Below are 13775 nucleotides of genomic sequence, written 5' to 3' on the forward strand. Positions count from 1 at the left end.
GGTATTGGCTTGCGGCATCCGCTCGACATCATCGCCATGTTCGCCGCGCTCTGGCTGCTGGCAGCGATGGTGCTCGACGCGCTGACGCCGAAGGAGCTGACGACGGTGATGATCGGCATCGCCATCGGACCCGCCGTCGTCATCACCGCCGTGTTCTACTATCTGCGCTGCCCGCGCACCGATTTCGCGGTGATGTTCGCCGCGCTTTGGCTGATCTCCGACATCGGCATCGCGTTCATCTCGCCAACGCAGCTGCCCCACTTTCTGATCGCGCTCGGCTTCGTGCCGGCGCTGCTGATCGGGATCGTGCTGCACTGGCAACGCTTCCAGCGCCGCCATGAGCGGCTGCCCGTGCCATCGGTCAAGCGCGGCTAGCGCGGCAGCAAATTGGTCTTGGCGAGATCGACGACCTCGTCGCCGCGGCCGTTCATCACGGCGCGCAAGACCCAGAGGCTGAAGCCCTTGATCTGTTCGGGCGTGATGGTCGGCGGCATCGACAGCTCCTGCTTGGCGGTGACCACATCGAGCAGCGCCGGTCCGTGGTGGGCCAGCATCTCCTTCATCGCACCTGGGAAGCTCGCCGGGATCCTCGACCCGCCTTGCGAAGATACCCATCGCGCGCGCCATCGCCGCGAAGTCCGGATTCTCCAGATCGACATTGGTGTCGACGAAACCGGCCGCCTTCATCTCCAGTGCGACGAAGCCGAGCACGCCGTTGTTGAAGATGACCACCTTCACCGGCAGCTTCATCTGCGTCAGCGTGATCAGATCGCCCATCAGCATGGTGAAGCCCCCGTCGCCGGAGAGCGAGATCACCTGCCGGCCGGGCTGCGCGGCCTGCGCGCCGATCGCCTGCGGCATGGCGTTGGCCATCGAGCCGTGCACGAACGAGCCGATCAGCCGGCGGCGTCCGTTCATCTCGAGATAGCGCGCGGCCCACACCGTCGGCGTGCCGACATCGGCGGTGAACACCGCATCATCGCTCGCATGGTCGCTGATGACCTTTGCCAGGTATTGCGGATGGATTGGTTTGCTGCCCGGCGTGCCCTTGGCGAGCGAGTCGAGGCCTTCGCGCGCCTTCTTGTAATGCGCGATCGCATCGTCGAGGTGCTTGCGCTGCGTCTTGGATTTCAGAAGCGGCAGCAGCGCCTCGAGGGTGAGCTTGACGTCGCCGACCAGGCCGAGGTCGATCTTGCAGCGGCGCCCGAGATTTTCCGGACGGATGTCGATCTGCGCGATCTTGGCATCGGTCGGGAAGAACTGCTTGTAGGGAAAATCGGTCCCGAGCATCACCAGCGCGTCGCAGGCGTGCATGGCGGCATAGCCGGAGGAGAAGCCGATGAAGCCGGTCATGCCGACATCGTAGGGATTGTCGTATTCGACATGCTCCTTTCCGCCCAGCGCATGCACGATCGGGCTCTTCAAGGCTTCCGCAAGCTGCATCAGCGGCGCATGCGCGCCGGCGCAGCCGCGACCGCAGAACAGGGTGATGCGTTCGGCGCCGTTCAGGAGATCCGCAAGCGCCTTCAACTCATCCGCCTGCGGCACAACCTTCGGCGCCGACAGCGCAAGGCCACGCGCCGTCGACAGCGCGCGCTTGGGTGGGCTGCGGAAGGCGACGTCGCCCGGCATGGCGACAACGGCGACGCCGCGCATGCCGACCGCCGCGCGGATCGCGTTTTCCAGCACGTAGGGAAGCTGACTCGGATCGGAGACCAGCTCGCAATAATGGCTGCACTCGCGGAACAGGTTTTGCGGATGCGTCTCCTGGAAATAGCCGCTGCCGATCTCGGCGGTCGGAATTTGCGCGGCGATCGCCAGCACGGGAACGCGGCTGCGATGGGCGTCGAACAGGCCGTTGATCAGATGCAGATTGCCGGGACCACACGAGCCCGCGCACACCGCAAGGCTGCCCGTCATTTCCGCTTCCCCGGCGGCGGCGAAGGCCGCGACCTCCTCGTGCCGGACATGGATCCATTCGATCGTGCCGCGCCGCCGCAGCGCTTCGGTCAGCGCATTCAGACTGTCGCCGACGATGCCGTAGATGCGCTTGACGCCAGCCTGTTCGAGCGTTGCCACGAACAGATCGGCTACATTGTTGATCGCCATGTCGGTCTCCTGATCTCGCTGGTGCAGCAAGATAGGATAACGTGCGACCGTGACGACATCACGGCTTGTTTATTGCCGCTTCAGTCTTTCGCAATCGCCCGATCGTAGGCCGCGATCGTCAATTTTGCGCGAGCGGCAACGTCCGTTACCGTCATGCCGGGCTTGTAGAGGTTGGAGCCCAGCCCGAACGCCGTCACGCCACCCTCGATGTACTCCGCGAAATTCTGGTCGGAGACGCCGCCGACGGCGGCGATCATCACGCCGGCCGGCAGCACGGCGCGGATCGCGGCGATGCCGGACGCGCCGAGCACGCTTGCCGGAAAGAACTTCAGGCCAGAGGCGCCGGAGCGCGCGGCCAGCAGCGCCTCGGTCGGCGAAAACACGCCCGGCAACGTGACCATGGCGTATTGGTGCGCACGCGTGAGCACCTGCGTATCGACATTCGGCGAGACCATCAGCTTGCCGCCGACATCGTTGAGCCGATCGACATCCGCTGTGGTCAGCACCGTGCCGGCGCCGATCAGCACGCCGGCCGGCGCGAGCTTGACGGCGGTGGCGATGGAGCGGAACGGATCGGGCGAGTTTAGCGGGATCTCGATCGCGGTCATGCCGGCCTCGATCAGCACGCCGACGATGGCCTGCGTTTCCTCGGGCTTCACGCCGCGCAGGATCGCAAGCAGTGGCCGCTTCATCGCCGGAAAGGGAACGCTCATTTCAACAGTCCTCTCATTTCGTCCAGATCGCGGCAGCCGCCATCGACAGACCGCGGCGGACCGCTTCATCGGCATCGACGGGGTTCACGGTGACCGACAACGCATCGAAAGCCAACGTGTACAGCATCGCGAGCCGCCCCGAGGCAATCAACGTAATGCCTGCTTTCGGCACGGCGCCGGAGAGCCCGGCGGCCAGCTCGATGCCGATCAAAGTGCCCGACAGCGTTTCGCGCGCCGCGGCCGGTGTGCTCCCGAACAGAAGCTGACGCGAGCGCGCGCCGAACAGAAAATTGGCCGCGAACGACGGCGCCTCATACGCAGCTCTCACCGCCGCCTTGAAGCTCGCGACGTCCTCGGCGTCTTCGGCGCCTGCGACCGCAAGCGACAAGATCGTCTCGCGCGACACAACGCTGAAGAGCTCGCCGGTCATGAAGGTGGAGAAATGCGCGATCGTATCGTCCTTCAGGCGTACCCATTTCGAATGCGTGCCGGGCATGCAGACCAGCGCCTCACCTGCGGCATCGAGACCAAGCGCGCCGAGCAGCTGTGTCTCCTCGCCGCGCATCACGTCCGGCGCTCTTGTATCGCGCTGCGCGATACCCGGCAGGATGCGGATATCGCGTGCTTCGCCCGGCACGTGCGCGGCCTGCTCCAGGACGGCCGCGAGCGGCGCGGGTGTATCGACATATCCGGCTTCGACCCAGCCCGTCTTGGCGCCGGCCATGCCGCAGACCAGAACCGGCAGATGAGCTGGTGCTTCGACGGCGGCAAGATGGGATTGCAGCACGGCCGCGAAGCCGGTCTTTGCCGCCGCCAGCATGCCCTCGCCGCTGCGGCGTTCGGCCAGCACTACGCCGGTACGATCGATCAACCAGAGCCGGAAGCTGCTGGTGCCCCAGTCCACCGCGACGTAAGCGGGTTCGGTCATCTCGGTTCTCGTCCTCGTCTCACCGGCAAGACGCCGTCTCGCGACAATGAGACGACGGCCCGCAAATTCGCCACGGGATATCGGCTATTGCCGCCGCAAACCAGCGTTTTCTCGCTGGACTGAGCCGCTGTAGCGCTGGCACACCGCTTGCGGAGCGGTGGCACACCGCTTGCTCAAGCAACCCTGCTCACGTCCGTGAACCGCGCAATAAGACGCGTCAACATCAGATGAGGAAACCCATGGAGATCGGCTATTTCACGATGCCTTCGCACCCGCCGGAGTGCGGCCTGAAGGAAGGGAACGACTGGGACCTGCAGGTCATGCGCTGGCTCGACGAGCTCGGCTATCAGGAGGCCTGGGTCGGCGAGCACCATACCGCGCCCTGGGAACCCAATCCCACGCCCGATCTGCTGATCGCGCAGGCGCTGATGCAGACCAAGAATATCCGTATCGGGCCGGGCGGCTTCCTGCTGCCCTATCACCACCCGGCCGAGCTCGCCAACCGCGTCGCCATGCTCGATCACCTCTCGGGAGGTCGGCTCAATTTCGGCGTCGCGGCGAGCGGCCTGCCGAGCGACTGGGCCATGTTCAATGTCGACGGCATGAGCGGACAGAACCGCGACATGACGCGCGAGGCGCTGGAGATCATTCTGAAGATGTGGAGCGATCCCGCGCCCTGGACCTACAAGGGCAAATTCTGGACGGTGACCAAGCCGGACACGATGTTCGACTTCTTGAAACCCCACATCAAGCCGTTGCAGACGCCGCACCCGCCGATCGGCGTCGCTGGGCTCTCGAAGAACTCGGACACGCTGAAGCTCGCCGGCGAGCGCGGCTTCATTCCAATGAGCCTCAACCTGAACCCGGCCTATGTCGGCAGTCATTGGGATTCGGTTGTAGCCGGTGCCGCCAAGACCGGGCGCAAGCCGGACCGGGCCGATTGGCGGCTGGTGCGCGAGGTGTTCGTCGCCGATACCGACGAGGAAGCGTGGCGGCTCTCGACCGGCGACATGATGGGCCGGATGATGGGCGAGTACTTCCTGCCGCTGCTCGGCCATTTCGGCTTCAAGGACTATCTGAAGCACGCGCCCGACGTGCCCGATAGCGACGTCACCGTCGAATATTGCGCCAAGCGGAACTGGATCGTCGGCTCGCCAGCGACCGTCGCCGAGAAAATCGAGAAGATCTACGAGGAGGTCGGCGGCTTCGGCGTGCTGCTGGTGTTCGGCTTCGACTACAAGCACAAGGCTGAAGCCTGGCATCACTCGCTGTCGCTGCTGAAGAACGAGGTGATGCCGCGCCTGAAGCATCTCGGCTCCGCGAAGAAGGCGGCTTGACCCGACGCGGGTGCGGCGCGATCGTGCCGCACCCACATCCATTTCGGAGATTTCCGCGTGACGGTGGACGCCAGTGCTTTCGACGCTAAGAATTTCAAGCAGGCGATGCGCCAGTGCGCCGGCGCGGTCGCGCTGGTGACGGTCGGCGCCGAGCACGGCAAGCGCACGGGGCTGACGGTGACCTCGGCCTGCTCACTGTCGGACTCGCCACCATCCCTGATCGTGTGCGTCAACCGCAACGCCAGTGCGCACGCGCGCATCCGCGAGGAAGGCGCGTTCGCGATCAACTTCCTGCACGAGGACCACGCCCTCCTGGCGCTTACCTTCAGTGGCCAGAAGGGCGTCAATGGCGACGACCGTTTTGCGTTCGGGGAGTGGACGCGTGGGGTGACCGGCGCGCCGGTGCTGAGCGATGCGGTCGCCGCATTCGACTGCGTGCTGGCGCAGGAATTCGAGACCAAGACGCATTCGATCTTCGTCGGCGAGGTGCGCGGCGCATCGCATTCCGACGGGGCGGCGCCGCTCGTGTATCTGCGCAGCAGCTTCCACGCCCCGCGCGAAATCCGCGGCACCGTGACAGTCGGCGACCTCGACTCGCGACATCTGAGCTGGAGCGATTTTTCGTAGAGAGCGGCGGCAGGCTCGCTGCCGCTCCCGTCTCCCCTTGCGGGAGAAGGTGGCGCGAAGCGCCGGATGAGGGGTATCTCTCCGCGGACTCAGAAGCAAGAGAGTCAAGTGCGGAGAGATACCCCTCGCCCGTCTCGCCGCGTTCGCGGCGAGCCGCCCTCTCCCGCAAGGGGAGAGGGAAGAAAGATCGCTACTGCGTCGTCTCGATCTTCAACTGCTTGATCTTGCGATACAGCGTGGCGCGGCTCAGCTTCAGCGCGCGCGCTGTTTCCGTCACGCGGCCGCCGTGTTTGCGCAAGGCTTCGACGATCGCCGCGCGCTCCGCCGCTGCGAGATCCGGCTCCGCCCTTCCACCAAACGGCGGCAGATCGAGGTCGGCATCGGTGATGACGTCGTCCTCCGCCGTGCAGCCGGCGAGCCGCAGCACATGCCGAAGCTGGCGCATGTTGCCGGGATAGGGATAGGCCGCGAGCCGCGCCCAGGCCTCGTCCGAGAGCGAGCAATTCGGCGCCTCCTCGTGAGCGATCTGGCGGATGACGTCGTCGCGGTCGGCGCGCTCGCGCAAGGCCGGCAGCCGCACCTCCATGCCGCGCAGACGGAAATATAGGTCGGTGCGGAAGGCGCCCTCCTCGGCCATGCGGCCGAGATCGCGATGGGTGGCGCTGATCAGGCGAATGTCGACCGGCACGGGCTTCAGCGCGCCGAGCGGCCAGACTTCGCGGTTCTCCAGCACCCGTAGCAGCCGCGTCTGCAGCGCGATCGGCATGTCGCCGATCTCGTCGAGGAACAGCGTGCCGCCGTCTGCCTGCACGATCAGGCCCTTCGAGCCGTCGCGGCGTGCGCCGGTGAAGGCGCCGGCCTCGTAGCCGAACAGCTCGGCATCGATCAGGCTTTCCGGCATCGCCGCGCAGTTCAGCGCGACATAGTTGTGGCGCGCGCGATTGCCGGCTGCGTGAATGGCACGGGCGAACACATCCTTGCCGACGCCGGTCTCGCCATGCAGCAGCACCGGCAGATTGCGATCGCCGATGCTTCTAAGTCGCTTCACGCTCCTGATCAGGCTGGGATCGCGTCCGGCGAGCCGCTGCAGCGCATCGAAGCGATCGACCGGTGCATCGCGGCGCGGCGCGAGCGGACGGGTCGAGGCCCTCGCCCGCAGCGGCGGCGCGACATGGCCGTGCCCTAGTGAACTGCCATCGGCCCGGCGCAGTTCGACGAGATCGTCTGCGTCGCGCGCGGCGGGATGGTCGAATTTGACATAGCGCGACAGATCGATGCCGGCTGCGATCAAGCCGTCGGTGAGACCCAGCAGTGCGCGCGCCGAACGGCAGGCGCCGACGATGCGGCGATCGTCGTCATAGGCGAGCAGGCCGCCGCCGCCGTCGCCCGGCACGGTCGCGATCCAGGCGTTGCGGAAATGACTGCGGAAGATCGCGCCCTCCATGCGCCGCGTTGCCTCCATCGTCACCGCGAGCGCAAGCTGATGCGCGGTGCGTTCGAGGTCCTCGCGGCAGGAGGTGATGTTCACGGCGCCTGCGAGCCGTCCCGCCTGGTCAAACAGCGGCGTCACGGCGCAGGAAAACATGTGCCACTGCGCGCGAAAATGCTCGTCGCGATGCACCAGGATCGGCTTCTGCTCGGCGAGCGCGGTGCCGAGCCCATTGGTGCCTTCGGAGGCCTCGGAAAAATTCGAGCCTGTGTAGATCTTCCAGTCCATGAATAGTCGTGCGTCGGCCTCGCCGGGCAGGCGGCTGAACAGCATGGTTGCGTTCACGTCTGCCAGGTTGACGCAATAACCGGCACCGCGCAGTACCCGGGCGAGGTCGTCGAGCTCCGGTGTTGCAAGCCGGATCGTCTCCTCCATGGGTTCGGCGACGTGACGGATCTCGGCTTCGGTGAGCGTCTGCGGCGGCCCCTGACGGCCGGGATCGAGCTTGTGGCTGACCAGGCAGCGCCGCCAGGAATTGGCAATGCGCGAAGAGGCATCGACGTCGGCCAAGCGGTCTATAACCTGATTGGCGACGGACAAGACACGGGCGACATGGTTCGAGGCCGAAAGGCTGGCCATCGCGGACGTCTCCACCCTGCATTATTGTGCAAAGTCTGGCACCGCAGGCGGGGATGTCAATCGGGAACCGGGAACGCGGCGAAGCGCAATCAGAATTGCTGCACCGCCCTCACCACGTATCAATACAGGGCCGCTTCTTCCCAGTCCGCGCCGGCGGCTTCGGCACCGAGCGCAGGCCCGCCATGATCCAGCGCCTGGTCTCGGCGGGGTCGATGACGTTGTCGATCTCGAACACGGAGGCGATCGAGACCGCCTTGCCGTTGGCATAGAGCTCGGCGACCTTGTTGCGATAGTAAGTCTCGCGCTCGACGGGGTCGGCGATCGCCTCCATCTCCTTGCGGAAGCCGAGGCGGACGTAACCCTCCAGGCCCATGCCGCCGAACTCGCCGGTCGGCCAGGCCGCGGTGAAGAATGAGGCGTGGAAGCCACCGCCAATCATCGACTGTGCACCCAGCCCATAGCCCTTGCGCAGCACGATGCCGAACAACGGCACAGTCAGGCTCGCGCCTGTCACGAACATGCGCGAGACGTGGCGCACGATTGCCGTCTTCTCGGCTTCCGGACCGACCATGAAGCCGGGCGTGTCGCACAGCGAGACGATCGGCAGATCGAAGGCGTCGCAGAGCTGGAGGAAGCGCGCGGCCTTGTCGCCGGCATCGGCGTCGATCGCACCGCCGAGATGCCGCGGATTGTTGGCGATCAGGCCGAACGGCTTGCCCTCGACACGGATCAACGCCGTGATCATGCCGACACCGTAGTCGCGGCGCAGCTCCAGCACGGACTCCTTATCCGCGACGAGGTCGATCACGCTGCGGATGTCGTAGACGCGCAGGCGGTTCTCGGGGATCGCGCGGCGCAGCAGGCGCTGGTCGGCGGCCTGCCAGTCCGTCACCGCACCCTGGAAATAGGATAGGTATTTTTGCGCAACGGATGTTGCCTCTTCTTCGTCCTCGACGAGGATGTCGATCACGCCGTTCGGCGACTGGAACGTAACAGGACCGACCTCGGCCGGGTGATAGACACCGAGCCCGCCGCCTTCGATCATCGCGGGGCCCCCCATGCCGATCGAGGCGTTTTTGGTTGCGATGATGACATCGCAGCAGCCGAGCATCGCGGCATTACCGGCGAAGCAATAGCCGGAGACGATGCCGATAACCGGCACCAGACCCGAGAGCCTTGCGAACTGCACGAAGGACGGACCATCAAGCCCGGTCATGCCGAGCCGGTCGGTATCGCCGGGGCGGCCGCCGCCGCCCTCGGCATAGAACACCAGCGGCACGCGCCAGTCTTCCGCGAGCGTCAGCATGCGGTCGATCTTCTTGTGGTTCATGTGGCCTTGCGTGCCCGCGAGCACGGTGTAGTCGTAGGCCACGACGATGCAGCGCCCGCCTTCGGGACCGAACTTCTCGGCGTTCACGGTCGCGACGCCCATGACGAGGCCGTCGGCCGGCGTGTTCTTGACGAGATCGTCGAGCTTGCGCCGGCGCCGCTGCGCCGCAATCGCAAGGCTGCCGTACTCCATGAACGAGTCGTCGTCGACGAGCTGCGCGACATTCTCGCGCGCGGTGCGCTGATTGGTGTTGCGGCGGCGCTCGACGGAGGCAGGGCGATTTTCGTCGAGCGTGTTGGCCTGGCGGGCGATCAGTTCGGCGAGATCAGGACGGATGTGGTCGAGATCGACATCGGTTTCCGTTGCCGACGCGTCCGCCGCAACGTCGAGCGGCTCCAGATACATGATCGGCTCGCCATGCATCAGCGTGATACCGTCGCCGGCGAGTAGCTTCGTGACGCGGCCGCCCTGCTCGGCCATGACCAGATGTTCCATTTTCATGGATTCGATCACGGCGAGCTGCTGGCCCGGGCGCACGACCTCGCCTTCCTTCACCTGAATAGTGACAATGGTCCCCTGCAAGGGTGCCGCGACCATCACTGTGCCTTCGGGCACGGTCTGTGCCGTATGCGCCTCGGTGCCGGGACCGCCGTTTCGCTCCGTCGCTGCAAAATAAAGTGGTTTGGCCGCGCCATCCGCGGCTTCGACGAGCTTGCCCATGTTGCAATCGATGAAGTCGGTCGCGATGCGGTTGGACCTGAAGTCGGGATGCGCCAGCACCGCCTGGAGGAAGGCGATGTTGGTGATGACGCCGTCGATCCGAAACTCGCGCAAGGCGCGCGAAGCCTTGGCGACCACGTCGTGCCAGGCTTCACCGGGCGTATGCACGATGACCTTTGCCAGCAGCGAGTCGAAGGCGGCGCTGGTCTTGTAGCCGGCATAACCGAAACTATCGACGCGGACGCCGGGGCCCGACGGCGGTTCGAACACGGCGAGCACGCCGCCGGTCGGGTGCGTCGCGCCTAGCTCGTCCAGTGTCTCCATGTTGACGCGGAGCTGCATGGCATAGCCGCGCGGTTTCGGGATCGAGCCTTGCGCCAGGCCGAGCGAGGCAAGCGAGGCACCGGCGGCGACCGCGAGCTGGGCGCGGACGAGATCGAGGCCGAGCACCTCTTCCGTCACGGTGTGCTCGACCTGAAGCCGCGGGTTGGCCTCGATGAAGGCAAAACTGTCTTCGGCGGCACCGTCGACCAGGAACTCGAACGTGCCGAGATTGTCGTACGACGCGGCCACGGCGAGTTGCTTCGCCGCCGCGATGATACGGCCACGCAAGCCGTCGCTGAGCGACGGGCTCGGCGCCACCTCGATCAGCTTCTGGTGTCGGCGCTGAATGGTGCATTCGCGCTCCCAGAGGTGGGAGATCGCGCCGTCGCGATCGCCGATGATCTGCACCTCGATATGGCGCGCCTGCCGGATCAACCGCTCGGCATAGACGCCGTCGAAGCCGAACGCGGCCTTGGCCTCGGACTGGCAGCGCGCATAGGCCTCCGCGAGATCGGCAGCGCGCTCGACCACGCGCATGCCGCGCCCGCCGCCGCCGGCCATTGCCTTGATCACGATTGCCGCGTTGCTGCCGAGCGAGGTGAAGAACGCCGCGATGTCCTCCAGCGAGGACGGCCCGCTGGTGCCGGCGATGATCGGGACGCCGCAGCGCTTTGCCAGTTGCCGTGCCGCCACCTTGTCGCCGAACAACTCGAGCGCCGCGGCCCGGGGCCCGACGAAGGCGATGCCTGCATCGGCGCAGGCCTTCGCGAACGCAGCGTTCTCGCTGAGGAAGCCGTAGCCGGGATGCACGGCGTCGCAGCCTGCGCTCTTCGCCGCCTTGACCACGGCCTCGATGTCGAGATAGGCCCGCGCGCCGCGACCGGGGATTTCGACGGCCTCGTCGGCAACCCGCACATGCAGCGACATCGCATCGTCCGCGGGATGGATCGCGACCGTCGCGATGCCGGAATCGGCTGCGGCGCGCGCGATGCGGATGGCGATCTCGCCGCGATTGGCGATCAGGAGCTTCTTGAACGACATGCAGCGTCTCCATGCCCGCGTGCCCAAGCGCGGGTCGGCAGGTCCCATGGTTCTGCTTCGTCACTTTAACCGAGGCCGTCAAGGGCAAGAACGCGGTCCCGACGACCGTTCCCGCGGGCCGGAATTTCAATCGGTCGCGCGCGCCGTGATGAGGCGAATAATCCGCGCCACGGCAGACGGGATCGGCGCGATGATCGGCACGGTGAACATCGGCTGAAGCTCGCACGCAGCTTCGCCCAGCGGGCCGCCACCGATGATGACCGCCTCCGCGCCATCCTGTGCGATGCAGGCCTCGACCGCGCCGGCAAGCGCCGCACGCAATCGCGCCGGATCGCCCATCAGGTCTTGCGGATCGCCTTTGGCGAAGCGGGCGCCGGTATAACGCGATCGTAACCCCAGCGCGTCCGGCACGGCGTCGATCTTCGATTCCAGCAGCGGCGTCGTGGTCGCCACGCCGAAGCGACGGCCGTTCTCGGCGGCTGCCAGCATGGAGGACTGACCGATACCGACCGCGGGCCGTTTAACCGCGGCTTTGATCCCGGCCAACCCGGGATCGCCGAACGCCGCGACGATGATGCCGTCGCATGCATGCCGGTTCGACTGCGCGATCTCCAGAACTTCGATGGAAGCTGCATCCAGCGCATCCGGCGTCACGATCATTTGCGGCGCGCGCGTTGCGGTCGCGCCGTCGATGTCGAAGCCGTCCACGGCGGCCGACCTCGCGATGGCGACCATCATCTCAGTGGTCGCCACAGAACTGTTCGGATTGATCAGGAGAATGCGCGCGCTCATTCTCCTGCTATACTAGGCCGCCCGTACCCCCGCAACGAAAGCACTGACCTCGTCTTCCAGCGATTGCAGCTTCTGCGACAGCCGGCCGCTCGATTGCAGCACGAGGCCGGCGGCCTGGCCGGTCTCCGCCGTCGCGTCGGTCACACCCGAGATGTTCTGCGAAACCTGGTCGGTGCCGGAGGCGGCCTCCCGTACGCTGTGCGCGATCGCCGCCGTCGCGGCGCCCTGCTCCTCGACGGCTGCGGCGATCGACGAGGAAATTTCGTTGACCTCCATGATGGTCTTGCGAATGCTGTCGATGTTGCCGACCACCTGGTTGGTCTCGGCCTGGATCGCCGATATCTGCGCGCCGATCTCGTCGGTCGCCTTCGCGGTCTGGCTCGCCAGCGACTTCACTTCGCTTGCCACCACTGCAAAACCCTTGCCGGCCTCGCCGGCGCGCGCCGCCTCGATGGTGGCGTTGAGCGCGAGCAGATTGGTCTGCGAGGCGATCTGGTTGATGAGGTCGATGACCTCGCCGATCTTGTGCGCGGCTGCAGCAAGTCCCTGCACGGTGTCGTTGGTGCGTTGACCGTCGGCGGCGGCCTTGTCGGCCACGCTTGCAGCCTGCGCGACGCGCTGGCTGATCTCGGCGATCGAGGACGACAGCTGCCCGGCGGCGGAGGCCACCGTCTGCACGTTGCTCGAGGCCTGCTGGCAGGCGGTGGCGACGAGGCTCGCACGGTCGGTCGCCTTGTCGGCGGTCTCGGACATGCCCTGCGCGGCCTGCTGCATCGCGCGCGCCTCCTTGAACACGTCGCGGACGACGGCTTGAACGTTCGCTTCGAACTTGCCGGCGAGGTCGGTCATCGTCTTGCGCTTCTCCTCGTCGGCCTTCTGCTTCGTCTCCTGCTGTTCGGCGTGCATGCGGCCGACCGCCGACGCATTGTCCTTGAACACGGCGAGCGCCTTGGCGAGCCCGCCGATCTCGTCGCGACGATCGGTATGGGGCACGTCGAACGCGCTGTCGCCGGCGGCGAGGCGGTCGGTCAGTGCCGTGATCTTCGCCAGCGGCCGGGTCACGCTGCGGCCGATCACGAAGGAGGCGCCGAGCACGAGCACGAACACGACCAGGCACACCAGGGCGAAGGTCATCGCATTCTGGCGGAAAACGGCGTCGACGTCGTCGAGATAGATCCCGGTGCCGATGATCCAGCCCCAGGGCGCAAAGCCCTTCACATAGGAGATTTTCCCGACCGGCTGGTCGAAGCCGGGCTTCGGCCAGAGGTAGCTGTAGAAGCCCGCGCCCTGCTTTTTGACGACGTCGACGAAGCCGACGAACAGCGCGTTGCCGGACGGATCCTTCATCCCGGAGAGATCCTTGCCGTCGAGTTCGGGCTTGATCGGATGCATGACCATCTTGGGGGTCATGTCGTTCAGCCAGAAATACTCGACCTTGTCGTAGCGCAGGCTCTTGATCTCCGCGATCGCGCCGGCCTGGGCCTGCTCGCGCGGGAGTTTTCCTTCGCTCTCGAGCTTCTGGTAGTGCGCCAGGATGCCGTAGCCGACGTCGACCAAGTGCTGCGTCTTGGCCTGACGATCGGCGATCATCTGCGCGCGCAAGGTCGAGAGCGCGATCGGCGCCAGCGCGATCATGCCAAGGAGGCTGATGCCGACAATCAGGACCAGCTTGAAACTGATGCGGGAGAAAAACATTGGTGCTCGCAAGATTTGGAAGGCTGATATGCCAGTTTATCCCGCGCCCCTTAGCAAAGCTTTAAGCATTCGGGTTCCCCCACCCCGCAAA

At 65.9% G+C, this 13775-nt stretch carries 9 protein-coding genes and 1 pseudogene; 3 read left to right on the plus strand and 7 right to left on the minus strand.

The annotated features are described in order from the left end of the window. Positions 1 to 9: 9 nt before the first annotated feature. Complete coding sequence (locus tag IVB36_RS24570; RefSeq protein ID WP_166517536.1) at positions 10 to 375, plus strand: hypothetical protein; 366 nt, start codon at positions 10 to 12, stop codon at positions 373 to 375. Here IVB36_RS24570 and poxB read toward each other — a convergent pair. The 3 genes and pseudogenes from poxB to IVB36_RS24585 all read right to left on the minus strand — a co-directional run bounded on the left by poxB (position 372) and on the right by IVB36_RS24585 (position 3750). Continuing rightward, positions 372 to 2109, minus strand: a pseudogene (gene poxB, locus IVB36_RS24575) (ubiquinone-dependent pyruvate dehydrogenase). The gene IVB36_RS24570 and the pseudogene poxB sit on opposite strands and share 4 nt — an antisense overlap. An 80-nt stretch (positions 2110 to 2189) precedes the next feature. Beyond that, on the minus strand, positions 2190 to 2822 hold the full coding sequence (locus IVB36_RS24580) for a 2-dehydro-3-deoxy-6-phosphogalactonate aldolase (RefSeq protein WP_204512306.1): 633 nt from the start codon (positions 2820 to 2822) through the stop codon (positions 2190 to 2192). A 13-nt stretch (positions 2823 to 2835) separates the two neighbouring features. Further along, positions 2836 to 3750, minus strand: coding sequence for a 2-dehydro-3-deoxygalactonokinase (locus IVB36_RS24585; protein ID WP_018453643.1), 915 nt, complete (start codon positions 3748 to 3750; stop codon positions 2836 to 2838). 239 nt (positions 3751 to 3989) lie between these two features. Between IVB36_RS24585 and IVB36_RS24590 the strand changes: the two genes are divergently transcribed. Both IVB36_RS24590 and IVB36_RS24595 read left to right on the plus strand, forming a co-directional pair. Then, entirely contained in the window at positions 3990 to 5087 is a 1098-nt protein-coding gene (locus tag IVB36_RS24590) for an LLM class flavin-dependent oxidoreductase (RefSeq protein WP_018453642.1), read from the plus strand. A gap of 57 nt (positions 5088 to 5144) precedes the next feature. Next, on the plus strand, positions 5145 to 5714 hold the full coding sequence (locus IVB36_RS24595; RefSeq protein ID WP_204512308.1) for a flavin reductase family protein: 570 nt from the start codon (positions 5145 to 5147) through the stop codon (positions 5712 to 5714). 190 nt (positions 5715 to 5904) lie between these two features. Here IVB36_RS24595 and IVB36_RS24600 read toward each other — a convergent pair whose 3' ends face one another. From IVB36_RS24600 to IVB36_RS24615, 4 genes are all read right to left on the minus strand, one after another. Beyond that, positions 5905 to 7782, minus strand: a complete 1878-nt coding sequence (locus IVB36_RS24600; protein ID WP_247296133.1) for a sigma-54-dependent Fis family transcriptional regulator — start codon at positions 7780 to 7782, stop codon at positions 5905 to 5907. A gap of 109 nt (positions 7783 to 7891) precedes the next feature. After that, positions 7892 to 11197 carry a carboxyl transferase domain-containing protein gene (locus IVB36_RS24605; protein WP_247296135.1) on the minus strand — a complete coding sequence of 1102 codons (3306 nt, stop codon included), beginning with the start codon at positions 11195 to 11197 and terminating at the stop codon, positions 7892 to 7894. Between the two features lie 126 nt (positions 11198 to 11323). Continuing rightward, positions 11324 to 11989, minus strand: coding sequence for an aspartate/glutamate racemase family protein (locus tag IVB36_RS24610; RefSeq protein WP_247296136.1), 666 nt, complete (start codon positions 11987 to 11989; stop codon positions 11324 to 11326). 12 nt (positions 11990 to 12001) lie between these two features. After that, entirely contained in the window at positions 12002 to 13684 is a 1683-nt protein-coding gene (locus IVB36_RS24615) for a cache domain-containing protein (RefSeq protein WP_018453637.1), read from the minus strand. Positions 13685 to 13775 lie beyond the last annotated feature (91 nt).

Origin of the sequence: Bradyrhizobium sp. 35 (genome assembly GCF_023073215.1) — a bacterium.
Lineage (GTDB): Bacteria > Pseudomonadota > Alphaproteobacteria > Rhizobiales > Xanthobacteraceae > Bradyrhizobium > Bradyrhizobium canariense_D.

What these genes read in the sequence shown, in the direction of transcription:
- IVB36_RS24580 (WP_204512306.1), bottom strand. Translation starts at nt 2,822, where the DNA reads ATGAGCGTTCCCTTTCCGGCGATGAAGCGGCCACTGCTTGCGATCCTG.
- IVB36_RS24585 (WP_018453643.1), bottom strand. Translation starts at nt 3,750, where the DNA reads ATGACCGAACCCGCTTACGTCGCGGTGGACTGGGGCACCAGCAGCTTC.
- IVB36_RS24590 (WP_018453642.1), top strand. Translation starts at nt 3,990, where the DNA reads ATGGAGATCGGCTATTTCACGATGCCTTCGCACCCGCCGGAGTGCGGC.
- IVB36_RS24600 (WP_247296133.1), bottom strand. Translation starts at nt 7,782, where the DNA reads ATGGCCAGCCTTTCGGCCTCGAACCATGTCGCCCGTGTCTTGTCCGTC.
- IVB36_RS24605 (WP_247296135.1), bottom strand. Translation starts at nt 11,197, where the DNA reads ATGTCGTTCAAGAAGCTCCTGATCGCCAATCGCGGCGAGATCGCCATC.
- IVB36_RS24610 (WP_247296136.1), bottom strand. Translation starts at nt 11,989, where the DNA reads ATGAGCGCGCGCATTCTCCTGATCAATCCGAACAGTTCTGTGGCGACC.
- IVB36_RS24615 (WP_018453637.1), bottom strand. Translation starts at nt 13,684, where the DNA reads ATGTTTTTCTCCCGCATCAGTTTCAAGCTGGTCCTGATTGTCGGCATC.